Annotated in this window: 19 protein-coding genes; 4 read left to right on the forward strand and 15 right to left on the reverse strand. The window is 42.7% G+C overall.

Translation table 11 applies throughout. The features are described from left to right. Positions 1-9: 9 nt before the first annotated feature. From ptsG to KJS58_RS17275, 8 genes are all read right to left on the reverse strand, one after another. Entirely contained in the window at positions 10-2,055 is a 2,046-nt protein-coding gene (ptsG, locus tag KJS58_RS17240; protein ID WP_213534283.1) for a glucose-specific PTS transporter subunit IIBC, read from the reverse strand. A 246-nt stretch (positions 2,056-2,301) separates the two neighbouring features. Further along, on the reverse strand, positions 2,302-3,156 hold the full coding sequence (gene glcT / locus KJS58_RS17245; RefSeq protein ID WP_213534285.1) for a glucose PTS transporter transcription antiterminator GlcT: 855 nt from the start codon (positions 3,154-3,156) through the stop codon (positions 2,302-2,304). A 140-nt stretch (positions 3,157-3,296) separates the two neighbouring features. Continuing rightward, a complete protein-coding gene (locus tag KJS58_RS17250; protein ID WP_213534287.1) occupies positions 3,297-4,814 on the reverse strand; it encodes a flotillin lipid rafts scaffold protein FloT in 1,518 nt (505 codons plus the stop codon). Between the two features lie 28 nt (positions 4,815-4,842). Beyond that, a complete protein-coding gene (locus tag KJS58_RS17255; RefSeq protein WP_213534289.1) occupies positions 4,843-5,361 on the reverse strand; it encodes an NfeD family membrane protein in 519 nt (172 codons plus the stop codon). A gap of 163 nt (positions 5,362-5,524) precedes the next feature. Further along, on the reverse strand, positions 5,525-6,688 hold the full coding sequence (locus KJS58_RS17260; RefSeq protein WP_213534290.1) for an iron-containing alcohol dehydrogenase: 1,164 nt from the start codon (positions 6,686-6,688) through the stop codon (positions 5,525-5,527). 190 nt (positions 6,689-6,878) lie between these two features. Continuing rightward, a complete protein-coding gene (locus KJS58_RS17265; protein WP_374705833.1) occupies positions 6,879-8,495 on the reverse strand; it encodes a UDP-glucose--hexose-1-phosphate uridylyltransferase in 1,617 nt (538 codons plus the stop codon). A gap of 13 nt (positions 8,496-8,508) precedes the next feature. Next, positions 8,509-9,510: a UDP-glucose 4-epimerase GalE gene (galE, locus tag KJS58_RS17270; RefSeq protein WP_213534292.1), complete on the reverse strand. Its 1,002-nt coding sequence runs from the start codon at positions 9,508-9,510 to the stop codon at positions 8,509-8,511. A 3-nt stretch (positions 9,511-9,513) separates the two neighbouring features. Further along, entirely contained in the window at positions 9,514-10,692 is a 1,179-nt protein-coding gene (locus tag KJS58_RS17275; protein WP_213534294.1) for a galactokinase, read from the reverse strand. 223 nt (positions 10,693-10,915) lie between these two features. Here KJS58_RS17275 and KJS58_RS17280 point away from each other — a divergent pair, with 223 nt between their 5' ends. Beyond that, entirely contained in the window at positions 10,916-11,803 is an 888-nt protein-coding gene (locus tag KJS58_RS17280) for an AraC family transcriptional regulator (protein WP_213534296.1), read from the forward strand. An 85-nt stretch (positions 11,804-11,888) separates the two neighbouring features. Here KJS58_RS17280 and mgrA read toward each other — a convergent pair whose 3' ends face one another. The 6 genes from mgrA to KJS58_RS17310 form a co-directional block, all read right to left on the reverse strand. After that, positions 11,889-12,890 (reverse strand): L-glyceraldehyde 3-phosphate reductase, encoded by a 1,002-nt coding sequence (gene mgrA, locus KJS58_RS17285; RefSeq protein WP_213534297.1) that lies wholly within the window; start codon positions 12,888-12,890, stop codon positions 11,889-11,891. Positions 12,891-13,046: 156 nt separating this feature from the next. After that, positions 13,047-13,784 (reverse strand): NAD-dependent protein deacylase, encoded by a 738-nt coding sequence (locus tag KJS58_RS17290; RefSeq protein ID WP_213534402.1) that lies wholly within the window; start codon positions 13,782-13,784, stop codon positions 13,047-13,049. Between the two features lie 30 nt (positions 13,785-13,814). After that, positions 13,815-14,573 (reverse strand): HAD family hydrolase, encoded by a 759-nt coding sequence (locus KJS58_RS17295; RefSeq protein ID WP_213534299.1) that lies wholly within the window; start codon positions 14,571-14,573, stop codon positions 13,815-13,817. Positions 14,574-14,687: 114 nt separating this feature from the next. Next, positions 14,688-15,479 carry an alpha/beta hydrolase gene (locus tag KJS58_RS17300; protein ID WP_213534301.1) on the reverse strand — a complete coding sequence of 264 codons (792 nt, stop codon included), beginning with the start codon at positions 15,477-15,479 and terminating at the stop codon, positions 14,688-14,690. A gap of 11 nt (positions 15,480-15,490) precedes the next feature. Beyond that, on the reverse strand, positions 15,491-16,159 hold the full coding sequence (locus KJS58_RS17305) for a bifunctional 2-keto-4-hydroxyglutarate aldolase/2-keto-3-deoxy-6-phosphogluconate aldolase (protein WP_213534303.1): 669 nt from the start codon (positions 16,157-16,159) through the stop codon (positions 15,491-15,493). 78 nt (positions 16,160-16,237) lie between these two features. Then, entirely contained in the window at positions 16,238-17,200 is a 963-nt protein-coding gene (locus tag KJS58_RS17310) for a sugar kinase (protein ID WP_249717532.1), read from the reverse strand. 249 nt (positions 17,201-17,449) lie between these two features. Here KJS58_RS17310 and KJS58_RS17315 point away from each other — a divergent pair, with 249 nt between their 5' ends. Together KJS58_RS17315 and ilvD are read left to right on the forward strand one after the other, a co-directional pair. Continuing rightward, positions 17,450-17,701, forward strand: coding sequence for a con-10 family general stress protein (locus KJS58_RS17315; RefSeq protein WP_213534304.1), 252 nt, complete (start codon positions 17,450-17,452; stop codon positions 17,699-17,701). A 340-nt stretch (positions 17,702-18,041) separates the two neighbouring features. Next, positions 18,042-19,730, forward strand: coding sequence for a dihydroxy-acid dehydratase (gene ilvD / locus KJS58_RS17320; RefSeq protein ID WP_213534306.1), 1,689 nt, complete (start codon positions 18,042-18,044; stop codon positions 19,728-19,730). Between the two features lie 65 nt (positions 19,731-19,795). Here the strand turns inward: ilvD and KJS58_RS17325 are convergent, their stop codons facing one another. After that, positions 19,796-21,244, reverse strand: coding sequence for a polysaccharide deacetylase family protein (locus KJS58_RS17325; RefSeq protein WP_306433101.1), 1,449 nt, complete (start codon positions 21,242-21,244; stop codon positions 19,796-19,798). A 158-nt stretch (positions 21,245-21,402) separates the two neighbouring features. Here KJS58_RS17325 and KJS58_RS17330 point away from each other — a divergent pair, with 158 nt between their 5' ends. Then, on the forward strand, positions 21,403-22,533 hold the full coding sequence (locus tag KJS58_RS17330; protein WP_213534308.1) for an AI-2E family transporter: 1,131 nt from the start codon (positions 21,403-21,405) through the stop codon (positions 22,531-22,533). The last annotated feature ends 49 nt before the right edge of the window (positions 22,534-22,582 follow it).

The following is a 22,582-nucleotide window of genomic DNA, read 5'->3' on the forward strand; positions in this document are numbered from 1 at the left end:
TCAAAATTTTTAATGAATTGTGATAATTTTGTCTTCTCCAGCCTTTTGTACGCCTGTTTTTTCCAACTTAACCACAGAACCTTCAGGCAGATTAGAGAAAATTACCGGGGAAATAATAGATGGTGCATTTGCTTTCACATATTCCACATCTACTTCCATAATTGATTGACCAGCGGATACGATATCGCCTTCTTCAACCAACACTTTGAATCCTTGTCCTTTAAGTTTAACGGTGTTAACCCCAATATGAACAAGTACTTCTTTTCCACCATCGGACAAAATGCCAATCGCGTGCTTACTAGGGAATACATTAAATACTTTTCCGTTAACCGGAGAATGAATCGTATTCTCATGTGGCAGGAAGGCAAAACCATCACCCGTCATTTTCTCAGAGAAAACAGGGTCAGGAACTTGCGTGATATCCAGAAGTTCACCATTAGCAGGCATTACAATTTGCTCAGGAATAATTGCTTCACCAGACTCTCCTTGAGCTTGTTCTACCTCTGGTTCTGGATTAACTTCCGGTGCCTCAGGAGTATGTCCATCCATAATATCTTTCATTTGCGACTTGATTGTGTCTGAACGTGTACCGAAAATAGCTTGTACATTATTACCCACTTCAAGAACACCCGAAGCGCCTAAATCTTTTAGACGATTCTTATCAACTCTCGATTTATCTTTAACTTCAATACGAAGTCTGGTGATACATGCATCCAGGTGTTTAATATTATCCGAACCGCCAAAAGCTTTCAAGATTTGATGAGGCAGTTCGTCTTTTGAACCTGTACCCGTCGAACCGGTTTCAATGACTTTTTCTTCACGGCCCGGTGTTTTGAGATTGAATTTCGTAATAACAAAACGGAAACCGAAGTAGTATATTACCGCAAATGCGAGACCCACGACAATAACAAGATACCATGGCGTACGGTTAGGAATAACCCCGAACAAGATGTAGTCAATTAAACCGCCCGAGAATGTCATCCCGATCTTAACGCCCAGGATTTGCATTACCATAAAGGACAGACCAGCAAATACGGCATGGACTGCAAACAAAAGCGGTGCAACAAACAAGAAAGAGAATTCAAGTGGTTCTGTAATACCAGTTAGAAACGCCGTAAGAGCACCGGATACCATCAGGGAACCAACCACTTTTTTGTTCTCTGGTTTAGCTGTATGATAGATCGCCAGCGCTGCAGCAGGAAGTCCGAACATCATGAACGGATATTTACCGGTAGTAAACGTACCTGCTGTGAATTCAACCCCATCACGAAGCTGAGCCATGAATATACGCTGGTCACCACGAATAACTTCACCTGCTTGGTTGATATATTCTCCAAATTCAAACCAGAACGGAGAATAGAAAATATGGTGTAGACCAAATGGAATCAGCGAGCGTTCGATGGTACCGAAAATAAACGCTGCCAGTGTCTCGTTCGAACTAATCATGCTCTGAGACACAAAGTTTAGACCATTTTGAATCGGCGGCCATACGAGCGTAAGAAGCAATCCGATTAATAATGAAAACGCAGCAGTAGCAATCGGTACAAAACGCTTACCTGCAAAGAATCCCAAATACGACGGAAGTTCAATTTTGAAAAACCTATTGTACATCGCCGCCGCCAAGATCCCGATGATAATACCGCCAAATACCCCAGTCTGTAAGGTAGGAATACCTAGTACATTAGCATAAGCAGCACCTTGTTGTGATAATACATACTCGTTTACACCCAGTACTGTTCCCATCGTTACATTCATGATGAGATAACCAATAATTGCTGCGAGCCCGGCAACCCCGTCTCCTCCAGCAAGGCCTACTGCAACCCCAACGGCAAACAGTAAGGATAAGTTATCAAATACGATTTGCCCTGAGTTCATAAGAACATTGGCAATCACCTGTACCCAGTGTGCTTCAAGGACAGGTACGTATTGCAGAAAGTCTGGATTGACTAACAAGTTACCAATCCCTAGAAGTAAACCGGCTGCCGGCAAGATCGCTACCGGAAGCATGACCGCTTTACCGACACGCTGCAACACGCCGAAAAGCTTTTTGAACATTTTCGTCACTCCTTCTGTAAAATCCACATAGTGTTAATTGAAAACGCAAAAAAAGCATGAGTTAATAGAGTATTCTTGTTCGACCTATGGGTTATCTTGCCCCAATATGGTCTTCATCAATCATACTTTTCTCAACTCATGCCTGATCGTATCAGTAACACGTTGTAAGTATTAAGTTGTAAGCTTGTCAAGGACTACATAATAGCACCATCTAAAAAAGAGTGCAAGCCTTTACAACAAAAAAATTCATTTTTTTAATTCTTGCTCTTTTTTTTGTGACAATCGTTGCAAGTGTAACGCGAGATAGCTGACTTCTGCTCCATACACCGCGAGCTTCATTCGTTTTTCCATAACTTTGGTTAACGTCCATGAAAGGGAGTACATTTCTGGATATTCTTTACTTAGAAGAGAATCCAGTTTTTGAACCTCAGCCACTTCTTCTCCGCGCTTAATTCGTTCAATTGCAAACCGTAAATGTGTAACAAGCCTTGAATAATCTAAGGATTGCCGAGGGATTTGATAATCAAGTTTATCTTCCACGATAGCTACAAGATCGGCAATTAATTTAGAATGTTGCTGCACTTCGCTTAGGTTCTGATTCGTCATTGCACTGTAGATATGGAGAGCGACGAATCCTATTTCTTCTTCTCCTAAATCTACACCAAGCCGTTCCTTGATCAAATTTATGGCATAAGATGCTAAACGGTATTCCATAGGATAAATTTCCTTCGTCTCATACAAAAAAGGATTGTGTAATACAATACCTTGTTCCATCCGTTTCAGTGCAAATGCAATATGATCCGTTAGAGCAATATGAATATGTTCATTTAACTTCACATTACTCTCACTTGTTATATATAAAATAATATCATTTATTGTCTCTATTAGTTTTTCACTCACTCGCGGAATGAGTTGTTTGTACTGCTCTTGTTCTTCCTGATTGGTTAAGATAAACATCTTCTCTACCGTTTGAAGCGGGATGATATCTCCGGACTTGCGATGAAAACCAATCCCCTTACCGATAACAACAACTTCCTCGTGTTCTGGATGGGTTCCAATAATAACGTTATTGTTCAGTACTTTTGCCACTTTCAGGTTCACTTTTGCACCTCTTTTGCCTCATAATTCTTGTAACATTCGCACAGTAGATTCAGATAAGGCATACTGCTAAAAGTAACAAATTATGAGGCAGAGGTCAAATGTAGATCATTGTAAACAAAACGAATTAAATAGGTAATTCCTTAGATTGAATCTTTGGTCGCTGCAACTTCAGCAGGAATGTTGATTTTTTCTATTGCTGCCGGCTCTTTACTTCCTTTTTTGGTTAAGCCTTGAATTAGCTGTTCTACGTCAATGCCAGATACACTCTTAAGCATTTCCGGCGCGGTCGCCATAAGTTCTGTTACATAATTACTTACGCGTGTAGCACCCTCGCCTTTCCCCGTATCCACAACTGTTAATTTATCAATGGAAGAGATTGGTTCTGCAATCTTACCTGCAAGTTCAGGCAGCATTTTCACGATAATATCGAGTACCGCTGCTTCTCCAAATTTCTGGAAGGCTTCGGCCAATTTTTCTTTTGCTTCGGCTTCAGCTAAACCGCGCAGACGAATAACTTCTGCATCTGCTGTACCTTTTGCGAGTTCTGCATCCGCCATCGCTTGACCTTCGAGCCTTTTTTGCTCTGAAGTAGCTTTTGCCTGCGTTTCGATCGAATACTGAAGTGCATCTGCTTCACGCATTCTTTTCGCTTTATCTGCTTCTGCTGCCTGTTCAACCGCATAGCGGTCGGCTTCTGCCTTTTTCTTCACTTCTGCATCGTATTGTTTCTCACGAACCATAATTTCTTTTGCTTGCAAATCAATTTCACGTTCTTTACGTACGAGTTCAACTTTCATTTGTTCTTCAACCATCGTCTGTTTCGCACGGGCTTCTTGGATATGATAAGCCTGATCCGCTTCCGCTTTTGCTGTATCTTGATCTTTCTTAAAGGAAGCTACTTTCAATTCTTTTTCTTTAGCAGCTTCTGCAATGTTCGTATCTCTTAAAAGTTCTGCTTTTTGTCCCTGCTCTTCTGCATTTGCTTTTTGAATTCTTGCATCCCGCACTGCTTCTGCTTCGGCAATTTCGGCATCCCTTTTTACCATAGCGATACGCGGTTTACCAAGCGCATCCAAATAGCCATGTTTGTCACGTACATCTTTAATTGTAAAGGATACAATACTAAGCCCCATTTTTTTGAGGTCTCTAGCCGCTACCCCTTGCACTTCTTGAGCAAAACGATCCCGGTTACGGTACACTTCTTCTACGGTCATGGTACCGAGAATGGCACGCAGATGTCCTTCAAGCACTTCCTGTGCCTCACCTCTTAGGGACTCCACTGGTTTCCCGATGAACTGCTCTGCTGCAGTGGCTACGTCTTCGACTGAACTTCCTACTTTAATAATAGCTACACCATCCGCAATAACAGGAACTCCTTGCTCTGTATATACTTCTGGAGTCATTACATCAAGCTTGTGAGATAATAAAGAGATAAATTCGGATTGCTGGAATACCGGCCATATAAACGTACCGCCACCTCGAACAATTTTTATTTTCCGTCCGCTGTCATCATCTGAGATGTGTTTATTCCCTAAGAAAGAACCTGTTACGATCATGGCCTCATCCGGCCCAACTGTTTTGTACCTCGCCCAAAAAGCGATACCTAATACAAGAATCACACCTACAACAATAGCAGGAACTACGAACACATCTGGCATACTCATCTCTCCCTATTCATAATCAATTTTAATAATCCAGTTCAGCCACTTGAAGAACTCCATCAGCGACTTCGACAACAACGACTTGGGTTCCGGCAAGAATAGGTTTGGCTTCAAAACTAGTTGCGGTATGTACCGTATTTCCGCTTACCAGCTTAATCATGACCTCTCCATACCCTTTCTCTGGAACAGGAATTGTAATTTCACCGATCTTGCCTGTCAGCTCTTTAAGGGAAAAGCCTGTGGACATCTCACTATTCCGTGCTGGCTTTATATAGGCGAAAAACACAAGTACGCCGCCTAGCAGTCCAATGAGCAAAGAAAGGAAAAGATGGCCTGCCGTATCAAGCTCTGTGTACTTTGAGAGCATGATTCCCGCTCCACCAAAGATCGTAATCACACTTGCAATGACCGTTGTATTCAAAAAATCAAAACCCGGAAATTCAGCAATACCTTCAAACAAGCCATCCAGCAAATCCCCAAATAAAACGCCGATTACTGCGAAAAGCGCTCCTCCAATTAGACAAGACCAGTATAAAGTTTCCATGTTCCACCCCCTCTCGTCTCCTTTGCACATGTAAATTAATACGTATGGATTAGGAAAATGTTTCAATAATTTGAAACTGCGGGAAAACGAATTAAAAAGCCCTTCGCAGAGTAAACACCTGCAAAGGGCTTTTGGTTATACCTAATATATATACAATTGCTAATTACAATGAAGCTTTGTAGATCGCCACAACATCTTCACGTTGCAGTTTGTTAAAGTTACCGAATGGGCCGAATACCATGGCTTTATCTGCCATTGTATCAATTTGGCTTTCGTCAATATCATAATCAGCTAAGCGGCTTGGCGCTCCAATGGAAGTCCAGAATGCACGAAGTGCGTCAATTCCTTCAAGGGCAATTTGCTCATCGCTTTTCCCTTCTGGATTCACTTCAAATACATTGATTGCTAAGCGTTTGAATCGAGCTACATCCACATGAAGGTTATGTTTCATCCAGTTCGGGAACAAGATCGCAAGTCCACCGCCATGAGGAATATCATATACCGCAGATACCGCATGCTCGATGTTGTGGGTCGCCCAGTCTCCAGCAAGTCCCATACTTACCATACTGTTTAGAGCCATCGTACCACAGTATAGAATCGTTTCACGCAGTTCATAGTTTTCGAGATCATGGATCAGTTTTGGCGCAGCTTCCATCACCGTGCGAAGCAGCGTCTCACAGAATCCAAGTTGCACCGGAGTGTTCGGATCCAAATGGAAGTAATGCTCCAGTACATGAGACATCATATCAACCATTCCATATACCGTTTGATCTAGAGGTACAGAGTACGTATGTTCCGGATCAAGAATAGAGAATACGGGGAAAACGAATGGACTTCCCCAGCCCAGTTTTTCCTGAGTATCCTGGTTCGTAATAACAGACCCGCTGTTCATTTCTGAACCGGTTGCAGCCATTGTCAGCACCGTTGCGAGTGGCAAAGCATCTTGAGGCATTGCTGTGCGTTTGCAGAAATCCCACATATCTCCATCGTATTTTGCGCCTGCTGCGATGGCTTTTGAACAGTCAATTACACTGCCGCCGCCGACAGCAAGAATTAAGTCTATTCCTTTGCTTTTACAAATCTCTACTCCTTGATGAACAGTGGACAAGCGCGGATTTGGTTCCACGCCAGACAATTCATGTACTTCGGCCCCAATTTCGCTAAGAATGGAAAGGACCCGATCATAGAGACCGTTACGTTTTATACTTCCACCGCCATACACAAGCAGAACCTTTTTGCCGTATTTCGGTACTTCTGTTTTTAAAGATTCCAACTGTCCTTTTCCGAAAATTAGACGTGTTGGATTATAAAATTGAAATGATCTCATTTTGAGAATCGCCTCCAGATTGGTTAGAAGAATAGCGCCTATATAGTAACGACGTTCTATCATTATAAATGCCAAAGAATAGTAAAACAAATTTCATAGACTAGAATCAAATTCATAATACCTTTAGTTGCTTTAACCAGGACGATATATAGATCAAAACACACCCCCGATTCGAAGGTGTGTTTTATTGTTATTTTTGTTCTGTGAAACCAACATGTTGTACAAAACGGCGGAATGCAGCTTTACCTGCTTCATCTCGTTTAAATACACCGGCATGTTCAAGAATTTTCGCGAATTTGATACCTGCTTCTTCTTGAACTTTACCCACTGCTTCTTCCTTCGATAAGGAAGTTCCATATTTATCTGTAAGCTCTTCAATCCATGCTTTATGCTTATAGAGAGCAGATTGTTCATTCGTTACGGTTTGTTGTCTAAGTTCTTGATCTCCTGCGAGCATGTCTGCGATGAGATCAAGTTCTTCTTTTAAACGACCTGGCAAAATAGCTAGTCCCATAACTTCGATTAGGCCGATATTTTCTTTTTTGAGATGGTGCATTTCTGGATGAGGATGGAAGATTCCGTCTGGATACTCGCTGCTCGTACGGTTATTACGCAGTACTAAATCCATCTCATACTGTCCGTCTTCTGTACGGCGAACAATAGGAGTTACGGTGTTATGCGGTACCCGTTCTCCGCTTCCCTCTGTATGTGACAGGATATCAACTGCAGCATCACTGTATTCCTTCCACGCCTCGTAAATCTCATTTCCTGTTTCAAGAAGCGCATCCGGACTTTCGGACGTCAGACGAAGCACGGACATTGGCCATTTCACAAGACTAAGCTTCACTTCTGGAGCTTTTTCACTCGTAAATACAGCTTCCTGTACGGCCTTCTGAATCGGGAATGTATGACGTCCTCCCTGGAAGTGATCGTGCGTAAGAATACTTCCGCCAACGATCGGAAGATCAGCATTGGATCCAATAAAATAATGCGGATACTGATCAACAAATCCAAGCAAACGGCGAAGAGTATCCTTAGTCAGTTTCATCGGTACGTGATCATGATGGAACACGATGCAGTGTTCGTTATAATACACATACGGGGAGTACTGAAACAACCATTTTTCTTCATTTATAGTTAGCGGAATCGTTCTTAGATTCTGACGAGCTGGATGGTTAATCCGGCCCCGATATCCTACATTCTCCCGGCATAACTGACATTTTGGATATACAGGAGGCGGCAAAAGTTTTGCCATTGCAATCTCTTTCGGACTTTTTTCCGGCTTGGATAGATTGATTGTAATCTCCATATCGCCATACTCTGTAGACTGTTTCCAGTATACATTCTTCTTAACTCGTTCCATCCGAATATAGTTGGAGTCTATGGACAGTTGGTAGAAACGGTCCGTAGCTGCCTGAATTCCTGATTTCGACTCATTCTCGCGGAACTCCCGAATCACCTCAGATGGACGGGCCATAAGAAGACCCATAATCTGAGCATCAAGCAAATCACGATACGTATCCGTATTCTCTGCGATCAGTCCAATCTGAGCACCATAATCAATTAGAATATCGAGAACAGGCTGCGGTCCGGAAAGTTCGGACTCATCTACCTCCCCTGCAAAAGGCTCATCGAATTGAAACAAGCTCAGCAGCTGATTACGGCTGTAGTCTACATCTGCATCTTCAATGAGTGTGTGTCTATGAGCAAACAATACCAGCCTTTCAATGGCATGAAGCGCTTCTTCTGCAGCTGGTAAGGACTGTGAAATTTCTGGAGTTGTTTCTGCACCGGCGTTCATATTCATTTCAGACATTAGTTTACTCTCCTTTGTTGTTCGTACTATAACCTTCTGGATGAGATTGATGCCAGCCCCATGCACTCGCAATTACATCTTCCAGATTTGTATACTTCGGTTCCCAACCAAGAACAGAGCGAGCTTTTGCGGAAGAAGCTACAAGAACTGCCGGGTCTCCTGCTCTGCGTGGTTCCATGACAACTGGGATTTCAAGACCGGTCACTTTTTTCGCAGTTTCGATCACTTGTTTTACACTGAATCCTGTGCCATTTCCTAAGTTAAATACATTGCTTTCTTCGCCTTTGCGAAGATAATCTACAGCCCGTAAATGCGCATCTGCCAGATCGCTCACATGGATGTAGTCACGAATACAAGTACCGTCTTCTGTCGCATAATCATCACCAAAAATAGCGATTTGTTTGCGCTGTCCAAGTGCAGTTTGCAGTACCAATGGGATCAGATGGCTTTCCGGTTGATGATCTTCCCCAATTTTTCCGTCCTTATGAGCACCTGCTGCATTAAAGTAACGAAGGGATACATACTTAATGCCGAGTACTTTATCAAACCAAGACATCATGCGTTCCATCATGAGCTTCGTCTCACCATATACATTTGTAGGTTCGGTACGATCTGTTTCTTCAATCGGTACTTTTTCCGGCTCGCCGTAGGTAGCAGCGGTGGAAGAGAATACAATTTTGCTAACCCCTGCATTATTCATTGCTTCCAGAAGAGTTAACGTACCAAATACGTTATTGTCATAATATTTCGCCGGATTCTGCATGCTTTCACCAACCAGTGAATTCGCTGCAAAATGGATGACAGCTTCAATCTTATTCTCGGCAAACACTTGATCCAAAAATGCTTTGTCTCGCAAGTCGCCTTCATAAAAAGCTCCGCCAAGTACCGCTTCACGGTGCCCTGTCTGTAAGTTATCCACTACAACTACTTCTTCTCCGCGTTCAAGGAGTGCCGCTACCGTATGAGATCCAATATATCCTGCTCCACCTGTAACTAAAATCGCCATTTTTTATTCCTCCCCATCCCATTCTTTAACTCCATCGCCAACACCGCATACGTAGAATTCGCCTTCAAGACCTGTACGCTCTTTATAGGCAGTTCCTACTTCTTTAACAAAACGTTCTACATCATCTTCATGTACAAGAGATACCGTACATCCGCCAAATCCTGCACCTGTCATTCTAGCACCGAGAGTCCCCGGAATTTTCCGTGCTTCTTCTACCATGACGTCGAGTTCTGTACAGCTTACTTCATACAGGTCGCGAAGCGAGTCATGAGAAGCATTCATCAGCTGACCGAATGTCGTAAGGTCGTTTGCGCTTAGCGCTTCAACAGAAGCCAGTACACGCGCATTTTCTTCTACAACGTGTCTAGTCCGGTTCTTCAGTACTTGTTCTCCGAGATGTACTTCGAGCTGCTCATATTGTTCTGGCTTCAGCTCAGCAAGATACTCGAGTGACGGAACATGTTCTTTCAGAATCGAGAGAGAACGGTCACATTGCTCGCGGCGTTCGTTATATGCGGAATCTACCAATCCCCGGCGTTTGTTCGTGTTACCGATAATGAGTTTGTAAGATCCCGTTTGGAAAGGAACATGTTTGTATTCCAGCGTATCGCACATGAGCAAAATTGCGTGATCCTTCGCTCCGTTTGCAACCGCGAACTGGTCCATAATACCGCTGTTTACGCCAACATACTGATTCTCTGCACGCTGAGAAAGAAGGGAAAGTTCTACCGTATCGATCTTACCGCCTTCCATCGTTAGCAGTGCAAATCCAGTAAGAACTTCTAGCGAAGCGGAAGAAGACAATCCTGCTCCATTTGGAATTTCGCCGTGGAATAACAGATCATATCCTCTGGTTACAGGAGTTCCTGCTTTTTTCAGTTCAACCATGACACCTACTGGATAATCGATCCACTCATCTGTCTTGGATGCACCAATTTCTCCTACCTTAACAGTTGCTGTATAAGGAATATTGGTAGAGAAGAAGTGAATCTCATCATCTTCACGCTCGCGAATGAGCAAAGTTGTACCAAATTCAAGTGCTGCTGGCAGTACATAACCGCCGTTATAATCAATATGTTCACCGATCAGATTTACACGTCCCGGAGCATAAAATACACGAATGTCAGAAGAGCTGTTACCGTACTGGTTAATAAAAGAAGCTGTAAGATTTTGCACGTTCACGGGTATATCACCTCTTGTATAAGTTGTTTTGATTTATAGGTTCAGTATACTTGAAAGCGTTACACATGGTAATGTAGTGATGTGTTTTATATATGGACAAATGTGACCTTCAAATAAAAATTTGTATGGAAAACATTGGTATTTAGGGCGTGTTCACCCTGTTTTTTATGGTATAATCCTTATATCAATAACTAGATAAATCCATAAGGGAGAGCCCATCCCCATGACGCAAAACGAAATTTCATATACGTATTCTATAGCTTCTAATCCAGTTTCTTACGAAAATAGTTCTTTGCACGTTCTGTTTGCAGGCGAAAGTCAAACCAAGCCAAGTCATGCACTTGGGCCTAAAATTTATGATTACTACCTTCTTCATTACATTGAGTCGGGAAAAGGGATCTATAAAACGGAACATCACACTTACCATTTAAAAAAAGGGGATCTGTTTCTTATTCATCCTTCTCAGCTCGTAAGCTATGTATCTGATGAGAAAGAACCTTGGCGATATCGATGGATTGCTTTTACAGGGACAGAAGCCGATGAACAAGTACGGTATACCGGATTCACTTTAGACTTACCCGTATCATCTGCAGGAGAACAAGAGCAATTTTCGAAGCTCCTCGGTATGATGCAGGAGGCCTTTTACGAGAAAAAAGAGAGCGCACACCTTACCTCCTTAGGATGTTTGTACCTTGTTTTCGCTTTAGCTAAAGAAAGGCTTCTTTTAGAATCTGCATTGCCTCTTGTAGATGCAAGAGTCGGAGGAACAGTTAAGCAAATGATTCAGTACATGTCGACACAGTATGCTCACCCCATCTCTATAGAACAAATGTGTTCGAGTCTTGGATATAATCGGGCCTACCTCTCTCGTATTTTCAAGAAAGAAACGGGATTATCTCCTGTAACCTATCTGCTCAAATTAAGAATCGATAAATCAAGGCAACTGCTGCGAGAGAGACCCGAGTTATCCGTGGAACAGGTTTCTGCTTCGGTCGGGTTACCGGATGCCCTTTACTTTTCAAGACAATTCAAGCGTTTTTATAAACAATCACCAACCGCCTATCGAAAACAGGTACAAGAGCAGCCTGGTGACAAAAAATCATTCCCTTGAACACGCAAAAAATCCTGCCCCGAGATCACACAAGGCAGGATTTTTTATTAATTTATCATGTTCATTCGTCTATATAAGTGCTGTCCTAGGATTCATTGTCTCGAAGAATATTCTCGATTCGTTCTAGCTCTTCTGGAGAAAAATCGAGATTTTGCAGCGTATCAACATTCTCCTTAATCTGACCAGGGCGGCTCGCCCCGATCAGAGCAGAGGTGACTTTTCCACCACGAAGTACCCACGCCAGGGCAAACTGCGCCAGACTTTGACCTCTTGAAGCTGCAATCTGATTGAGTGCGCGTACTTTGCGCAGTGTCTGAGGAGTGATCTGATTTTCGTTCAAGAATACAGACGAGCTTTTCGCTCTTGAATTGTCAGGAATCCCATTCAAATATTTACTCGTGAGAACCCCTTGCTCTAATGGACAAAAAGCAATGCTTCCGACTCCATTTTCCTCAAGTACATCCTGAAGTCCGTTTTCAATCCAGCGATCAAGCATCGAATATCTCGGTTGGTGGATTAATAGCGGTGTGCCCAGCCCATTTAGAATACGAACTGCTTCTTTGGTCTGATCCGCAGAATAGTTAGAAATCCCAACATATAAGGCTTTTCCCGAACGAACAATATGGTCTAGTGCCTGCATCGTTTCCTCTAGCGGAGTCTCTGGGTCAAAACGATGAGAGTAAAAAATGTCTACATAATCTAGTCCCATTCGTTTCAGGCTTTGATCAAGGCTTGATATTAAGTATTTACGTGAACCCCATTCTCCATAAGGTCCTGCCCACATGTGATATCCCGCTTTCGTAGAAATCACAAGCTCATCTCGGTAGGGTAATAGGTCACTCGCAAGTACTTGGCCAAACATCTCCTCTGCCGATCCAGGAGGAGGTCCATAATTGTTAGCTAAATCGAAATGAGTAATCCCTAAATCAAAAGCGGTACGAATCATCTCACGACCGTTCTCTAGACTATTAATTCCACCAAAGTTGTGCCAGAGTCCAAGTGAGATGGCAGGCAATTTCAAGCCTGAGCGTCCCAGCCGATTATATGTCATTGTCTCATATCTTGCTTCATTCGCTATATAAACCATTATTGTTCATCCTCTCCCTATTCCTCATGCCACACCATTCATTTCTACTGTTTATGATAGACCTTACCTCCATTCTACGCAAGAAAACGTTTACAACTAGAATGAAAATATAAGCCTGTCTTGATAATTCAAGACAGGCTGTATTGTAACCTTTCTCTACAACAACGCATTTACTTGATCCATCACTTTACCAATTGGTTCCGAAATGAGAAGATCTGCTTTGTTATCGTACGGTGTAGGCGTAGCGTTTAGGAGTGCGATGTGCTTCCCTTGAAAATACGTCACGAGCTGTGCAGCAGGCTGCACGGTGAGCGAAGTACCGCCAATGATAAGCAAGTCTGCTTCCGACAAGGCATCAACGGCATGATAAAGCGTACCTTGATCGAGGGATTCTCCGTAGAGCACGACATCCGGTTTTACGATGCCGCCACACTTTTCACAATACGGCACTCCGCTCCCCGATTGCAGGATATAATTCAAATGATAAAATTTAGAGCAGTCCATGCAGTAGTTACGATGAACGGAACCGTGTAATTCATGTACAATTTTACTGCCTGCTGCTTGATGAAGTCCATCAATATTCTGGGTAATGACAGCCGTCATCTTCCCTTCTTTTTCAAGACGAGCCAGCAGACGGTGTGCTCCGCTTGGTATGGCGTCCGGGTGCAGCATTTTATTACGGTAGAAATCATAAAAAATATCGGGGTGCAGTTTAAAAAAATCGATACTTAATAGTTCTTCGGGTGAGTACGGAGAATGCTGTTCCGTTTGATAAATACCAGCCGCAGAGCGAAAATCAGGAATACCACTTTCCGTGGAAGTACCTGCGCCGCCAAAAAAAACGATTTTGGAACTTTGCTTTATCCAGGTTGTTAATTGTTCAACGGGTTCCATCATGAAAGTGCACTCCATTTCATAAAAGGTCTATTCAAGCGATATTTGGGTATAACTCGTAATCACTGTATCCGCATCATGTAAATAGAACGGATCATGTGATTGTATGAAACCAACAGCAAGTGCTGATTCTGCACTTTTAGCCATCTGCATATCACCATTACTGTCACCAATGACGGCACAATCTTGCGGAGATAAACCGAGCTTGGCGCAGGCAACATGAACACTTTCTGGATGAGGCTTACTGTTCTTTACCTGATCATATCCGATTATAACATCAAAATAATCTAATATCCCGAGCCATCTCAAATGAAGCTCAGCAGTATCTGTTGAGTCAGCGGTCACCACGCCGAGCCTCAGCCCTTTTTCACGGCACTTGATGAGAAAAGGGACTAATCCCGGTGTGGGATGAGCATGCTCCTGCTTTACTTTACTCATCGCCTGCCTGCTGATCATTCGTACATAGGTAATTGCATCATTCCATGGCATTCCTGCTGCGTACAGCTGCCAGGCAAGTACTGCCGTAGATTCACTTACGGTTGCAATGGCAAACGGCCCTTGTACATCGTAACCAATGACTCTACCACTATTGTCATACTGCGTGCCCAGTACCTGATCTCTATGCCCTGTAAAAGAATGTCCTAATGAAGCAAGCTTCTTCTCTAATTGATCCAGTACAGATGTGGCCCATGGCGTCCAAAGTTTATGTAAATCAAGCAAAGTTCCATCTTTATCAAACAAAATCCCTGAGACATATGCCTCTGCTTTTTCTGTCTTCAGTAAAGCCATCTCCCAATCCTCCCCTCTCCTATTCCATAATTAAACAATCGTCGCCTTATCATACAACAGCTTATGTAAAAAAAATTCTGACCGGATACCCGATCAGAATGAAAGTTATCATTTCTATAGATTACTGCCTTTTGTGGATTGTATCTGATCCATCCAAGAAAGAAGAGAATCGGCAGTTAAAGTTAGCTGTTCTTCCATCGTGATATCAGCGGTGCCGTCCCCTTTTTGCAGACCATAGTCACCATACTGCGCATGATTACCTCCAGGCAGATTGTAATAGATGGTATCTTGCGGAAGATAGTCTCTGCCTACCTTTACATTCTCACGATTTACCACATCATCTTTCTCCCCAATAATACTGATGACAGAAAGCGATGTATCACTCACATCTCCTTTTTCATCTGCATAAGCACCTAATAAAAACATGCCTGCAAGTTCATCCGCATGACCAGCTGCAAACCTTGCAGCCATAGCGCCGCCAAGTGAATGTCCACCAATCACAAACGTTTCATCAGGATAAGCTTCTATTACTTTACTAGCTGAATTTCCTCCAGCCACCGACAGATTAGCTGGCATTTTCATTACATACACGGGATGGCCGCCTTCTGCAAGCAGCTGAGCTAAAGGAGCATAACTTGCTTCTTCAACAAAGGCTCCTTGATAAAAAATCACACTCACACCCTGTGGTTGTTTTGGTTGAAATTCGATCCAATTCTTCTGATCTATCACTTCAACTTGCTCTGTAGACTGCATTGCAGCTTGAGCTTTCTCCAGCGGTTCAAGGGTATTCATGGATAGATAAGCCCACATACCTCCAATAACAAGCACTACTAATATGATAATGCTCCAAATTGTTATTTTTAATTTTCGATGTTGTTTTGTCTTGCTGCTGTTCAACTCAGTCACCTTTTCTTTTCTTATTTCTCGAGGATCGCTTTTCGGTAAGCTTCGATATACTCTTCAGCCTTTCGCTTCACGTAAGTCATATCCCCTGTTTTTACTGCTTGCTGTGTTAGGTCTGAGCCAATCCCTACGGCAACAGCTCCGCCTTTAATCCATTCACCTAGATTATCCAAGGACACACCACCCGTAGGCATAAAATTAGCCTGCGGAAGCGGACCTTTCATCGTTTTGATGATGGATGGATCGTATACGTTGCCTGGAAACAGTTTGACTACATCCACACCAAGCTCAAGCGCTGCTTGAACTTCAGCAATCGTCATCACACCTGGCATCACAGGCACTCGGTATAAATTACACAATCTTACCGTGTCCGGATTTAGAGAAGGTCCTACAATAAAAGCGGAACCTGCCATAATAGCAGCTCTTGCTGTTTGAGGTTCAAGCACTGTCCCCGCTCCGATGATCGCAAAACGCTCTTCATCTGCTGTGTCCCAGCTGTAAGTTTTACTTAGTTTTTCGATAGCCTGCAAAGCACCCGGTACGGTCAAGGTAATCTCAATTACTTTAATCCCTCCCGCAATCGCTTGCTCTGCCATTTCAACAACCTGCTTTGCAGAATCTGCACGTAAGACAGCTACGACACCATGTTCCACGATTTTTTGGATTAACTGTAGTTTTTTCATCGTCCTCACAACTCCTTATATTATGTATGATTTGTTCTACGATTTCAAAAGGTAAATTCGTTAGACCAAAGCCCCATACTATCGTTCAATATGCTGAATATTGTTCAGGGCAGCTTCTACTTGAGCATGTGTCGGGAGCGCTTCCCAGTCTCCTACCGCCTGAATAACCATGCTTCCAATTAAACTTCCGAGTTTCGTTGCCTCTAAAGGTGTCTTCCCCTGTAATAAACCAGCAAGGAAACCAGCGCAAAATCCATCTCCCGCCCCTACGGTATCAAGTACCTGCTCTGCTTTAACATAAGGAACCTGATCTATTCTTCCGTCATCCAGCACATAGGTAAGATCGGGGCCGCCTTTTACGATGGACACTGCTTGCAAAGTCGATAACTTCTCGAAAATTCGTTCCGTATTTTCCTCATCATATAGAAGCTTCAATTCATCAAGACCCGGAAGAAAATAGTCTGCCTGCTCGGCCAAAGACAGAAGCACAGGTCTAGCCTCATCAATTGTCCATAACTTCAACCTTACATTAGGATCAAAACTCACTTTCACACCAGAATCTTTAGCGATCTGGATCGCTTCCTGCACCGTCTTTAAGCTGGATGGACTAATAGCAGCTGTAATCCCGGTGACATGAAGTATTTTGGCACTGGCAATATAATCCCTGTCGAGTGCAGATGGTGTCATGTAGCTTGCTGCAGACAGCTTCCTATAATAATGCACCGAAGACTTGCCCGGGAGATTTTCTCGAATCATAAGCCCTGTTGCCATCTCTTCCTTCAACTTCGCTCGGGATACATCGACTCCTTCCCCGCGAATCGACTTCATGATCATCTGACCTAGAGGATCATTACCAAGCCATCCGCACCATCCACTTCGGTGTCCCAAACGAGCAAGACCAATGGCTACATTGCTTTCTGCTCCGCCAAAAGATTTATGCAAGGTTGAAGCGTACTCGAGTCCCCTGGTATCTTGCGCGGTGAACAACCCCATGCTTTCCCCAAAAGTAACCACTTCGGGCTGAACGGATGTAATTTGCATTATCCTGATATCCCACCTTTTCATCACAAAAACGGAGGCGTTTTTGCTTTAGATAATTTCCGTTTCGGTTCATAAACTTCCATTAAGGTTCATTAACTCCATTGTCATCTGCATTGAAACCGTTGTCAATTACAAAATTGTTAAAATAATATACTTAACAATATTTTTTTACAATCACTGATTTTCTTCGTTTCACAGCAATTCAGCTGTGGTAATTAGATGATTATAATGAAAAAGGAGAGAGTCCAAATGCCAAATTCAAAAACCAACCGTCCCAAAATGACTCGTGCAGAAGCTGGGCGGCTTGGCGGGGAAGCCACTTCAAAAAAATTTGATCGATCTTTTTATGAAAATATAGGAAGAAAGGGTGGAATTACGACATCGGAGAACCATAATGCAGATTTCTACCAAGAGATTGGAAGCAAAGGTGGACAAGCTACCGCCCGCTCCCATAACCGTACATTTTATCGTGAGATTGGACGCAAAGGGGGCCTTCGTTAAGACATCTTGCATGCTTGATTTTAAAAACATGAAAAACTTGATAAATAAAAGAGACTTTATTTCACATGACAAATCATCTGCTCACATAAAACGAATCTAGCAAATCTTTTGGAAGAAAATACTAGTTCGTAAAGCTGCGGAGTCTTGCTCACTGGGAAATTCAGGTCTCTTTTTTTGTTTTTGTATACCTAAGATCCCTTAATTTTGTAGAAATATGCCGGAAACTGTGATAGACTCATACAAATTATATATTCTATTTACGGTAAAGCCTATTTGCGGTAAAGCATTACAGAACGAAGCGTAATTCAAATCATTTTGATTCTGGGGGGAAACAGTCATCATGGCACCGAAAAAAATGCGTTCAGACATGATTAAAAAAGGTTTTGATCGAGCACCACATCGGAGTTTGCTTCGTGCAGCTGGAGTAAAAGAGGAAGATTTTGGTAAACCGTTTATTGCCGTATGTAATTCATATATCGATATCGTACCAGGACATGTGCATCTTCAGGAATTCGGGAAAATTGTAAAAGATGCCATTCGTGAAGCAGGCGGCGTTCCTTTTGAATTCAATACCATTGGTGTAGATGACGGGATTGCAATGGGTCATATCGGGATGCGCTACTCGCTTCCAAGCCGTGATATTATTGCGGATTCGGTAGAAACTGTAGTTTCTGCTCACTGGTTTGACGGTATGGTATGTATTCCTAACTGTGACAAGATTACGCCAGGAATGATGATGGGTGCACTTCGCGTGAACATCCCAACGATTTTCGTCAGCGGCGGACCCATGAAGGCAGGGCGTGATAGTAATGGCCGTGCATTATCTCTTACTTCTGTATTTGAAGGAGTAGGTGCTTACCAAGCGGGTAAAATTGATGATCAAAGCCTGCTCGAATTAGAACAATTCGGTTGTCCTACTTGTGGATCTTGTTCCGGTATGTTTACAGCAAACTCGATGAACTGTCTTGCTGAGGCGATGGGACTTGCCCTACCGGGTAACGGTACCATTCTTGCCGTTTCGCCAGAACGTCGTGATTTTGTACGCAAGTCTGCAACTCAATTGATGGAACTGATCAAACTGGATTTGAAACCTCGCGATATCGTAACTCATGAAGCTATTGATAACGCGTTTGCACTGGATATGGCTATGGGTGGTTCCACGAATACGGTACTTCATACGCTTGCTCTTGCTCATGAAGCAGGAATTGACTATCCAATTGACCGTATTAATGAAGTAGCGAATCGAGTACCTCATCTGTCAAAACTGGCACCTGCTTCAGATTATCATATTGAGGATGTTCAGAATGCGGGCGGTGTAAGTGCCGTTCTAAATGAACTTCTCAAAAAACCAGGAGCAATCCATGGGGATTGTATTACCGTAACAGGAAAAACAATTCGTGAAAATGTGGAAGGAGTAGAAATTCAAGATCATAACGTTATTCATGCCTTGGATGATCCTCACTCCGAACGAGGTGGACTGGCTGTTCTCTTTGGTAACCTAGCACCTGAAGGTTCCATCATCAAAGTTGGAGCAGTAGATCCTTCTGTTGGCGGATATCATAAAGGTCCTGCGATCTGCTTTAACTCCCAAGAAGAAGCACTCGAAGGCATTGCCAACGGGAAAGTAACAGAAGGAAACGTAGTAGTTATCCGTTACGAAGGTCCAAAAGGCGGACCAGGTATGCCAGAAATGCTCGCTCCTACCTCCCAGATTGTAGGGATGGGACTGGGTGCCAAAGTGGGTCTGATTACAGACGGACGTTTCTCGGGCGCATCCAGAGGAATCAGTATCGGACATATTTCCCCAGAAGCTGCGGAAGGCGGACCGATTGCTTTCGTACACGATGGAGATTTAATTGAACTGGATCTGAACAATCGTAAGATTGAACTGCTTATTAGTGAAGAAGAAATGGAACGTCGCCGTGCGGAAGAATGGACGGAGTTTGAACCTAAAGTAAAAACCGGATATTTGGCTCGCTATTCCAAACTTGTAACAAACGCAAGTAACGGCGGCGTTCTAAAAATCTAATATTTCATAAAAAAGGATCCTCCGTTCATGAGAACAGAGGATCCTTTTATGATATATATTTCTACTTAAGCTACCGGCGGCGTTCTGCTTAAATCAGAATTTCCCGCAAGAATTCCTGATTCCTCTTCTTCATACCTTTCGTCTTTTACTTCTCTTGGAGCAGTTCGCTCAGGCTTATGTACGCTCCCGAATCGTTCATAGAGTACATCCATAGGCATGATGATCATTTTGGGTACCATTTGCTGGCTGCCTTCTTTTAGACGCTTCTGCCCTTGCGGATGAATTACACTCATCAAAATTTTGAGATAAATAGAGCTGGAAGCAGCAAACCATCCTTTTGGTAAATCTTTGACAAGGAATCCAAATTGTTCTGGCCCTCGGTTAATCATGGTTACACCATACAGGGCTTTTACACCCGCTGCATCCGGATCCTTTGCAATAAGATGAGCTAGATCAGGAAGCTGTTTTTCCATTGCCCGGATCATACGAATAGCTAAATGAACCGATGACCGTGATGTCGTTCCCAGCTGATATAATTTTTTATTATCAAAATGAAGTTCAACGATCGAATCGCCGTTTTCAAGAAATTCCCCATCTGTCATGGCTACCCGTTTTCCTTGATAGGGACGAATTCGATAATGCAAAAAAGGATTCTCTGGGGTAATCGTCTTTAGATGAGTAACAAGATGAAATACTTTCTCCCAGCCTAGCCATAGTTTAACGACTACTTTTTTCATCCCTGTTCTCATCGTCGTAAGCCCCTCCTTCCCGTATTGTAGTGTTCTAACCGAATTTGCATTCTTTGATGCATTGTGAAGATCAATCATCTCGTCAATGCGGATGCTTTTCAGTCCTTCTTGCTTCGCCATTTCTAGTACTTTTTCCAGCGCAAGAAGCATAATTTGCGGGGCATGTTTGTCTGCTCCTGGTGTCGTTCCGCAATCATGAAGAACCATGACTTCTCCACCCCGAAGTTTTTTCTTCATCCGTTCCGTTAAACGATCCACACCGATACGTTCTTTCCAATCGCCGAACATGCCAGACCAGAGAATAATGCGATGGTGATGCTTTTTTGAAAAATCAAATAAATTGGTAATTCCCCACGGCGGGCGATAATATTCCGTATGCGACCCTGTTATCTGAAACACAATGTTATCTGTACGTTCAATTTGCTGGCGGACAAGCTTAGGTGACATCAACCAGTTCGTATAGTGTTTATAATTGTGGATACCAATCAAATGACCTTCGTCATGAATTCGTTTCAGCAGGTCCGGATTACGTTCTGCATGTTCTCCCACTACAAAAAATGTAGCCTTTGCATCGTACTTTTTCAACAAATCTAACAGAAGCGGTGTATAGTATGGATCTGGTCCATCATCAAAGGTAAGTGCATAACCCTTTACGTTTTTCCCTTTTCGAAATACACGAAAACCGAATAACCGGCTGATTAAACTAGGAATAAATGCATAAAAGGATGTAATATAAAAAAGCAAAAGCAACAAATTTTGCATCATGTAATTCCTCACTTCTCTCGCTTTACTCGCCTGCCAATCCAAACCACACTAATTGCTATTTTATCATATTGTGAATAAAATGAACCTTTGAATTCAAATTTTACGTATACTCTAAGTAATCCCCATCAAAAATTAAAAAAAGGAGTCGTTGTTAACGTATGCTTCCCCTATATAAAAAGTATTGGCGCACTGCTTTTGATATCGGCCTGATTGCACTCACCGTGTTCTTAATTATGTTTGTCTCAAGCAAGCTGTATCACATTGCAGCACCTGTATTTCTTTCATTTCTTGTATTTATTATTATTGAGCCACTGGCCAAGTTTCTGCACCGAAAAGGAATAAAAAAAGCAATTGCCTCCGCTATTTCTGTCCTCATGTTTCTCGGTATACTGCTCGGTATATTTTTCGGACTGGGAGTAATCATCGTCTCGTCTATCATTCAATTTCAGGAAAATATCCCTTACTATACTGAAATGATTCAAACTCAATTTAATCAGTCTATGACCTTTTTACATACCCAAATCAATGCACTGCCAGCAAGCGTTATAAATCAGATCAATGATTACTTTGAGATCCTTACTGCAACCCTGTCGAACTGGGGCAAAACATTTCTTGGTTATATTATTACTATGCTCAGCTCCTTCTCTACATTTATAGGAAATTTCGCGGTTGCTATCATTCTTGCCTTTTTCCTTAGTGTAGAGATTGATATGTGGCGGGCTCTTACCAAAAGAAAAGCACCAAAAACGATCAAAAAAGCCTATCTGTTTTTAAAAGATCATGTTCTCAGTTCGATCGGTTCTTATTTGAAAGCACAGTTGATTCTCATTTCGATTACCTTTGTACTTGTATATGTAGGACTATTAATTGTGGGAACCGGCAATGCTCTGACGATCGCACTCGTATCGGCATTTTTTGATCTGCTGCCACTGCTGGGTATTCCCGTTATCTTTATTCCATGGATTATCTATTTGTTTATTGTAGGTAATACAGGGACAGCTATAGGACTCATAATTGTATTAGTAGTGACCATGCTGACAAGACAACTGGCCGAGCCTAAAATATCGGGAAATTCAATTGGAGTCACATCTGCGTATTTAATGCTGTCTTTCATGCTCATTTCCTTATCTATTTTTGGAATTGCCGGGGTGATCCTATCGCCAATCTTGCTGATCTTAATCAAGGAATTACTTCAACAGGGATATTTACAGCGGTGGATCCATCTGCCTGAAGATGAGTTCCAATCCTCACCTTTCGTAGTAGATAAACCGGCTCCTCCTGCCGAGTAATCATCATGCAAATAAAGAAACTCTACCGTCCATCCTTATGGTGACTGTA

Origin of the sequence: Paenibacillus sp. J45TS6, from assembly GCF_018403285.1 — a bacterium.
Classification (GTDB): Bacteria; Bacillota; Bacilli; order Paenibacillales; family Paenibacillaceae; genus Paenibacillus.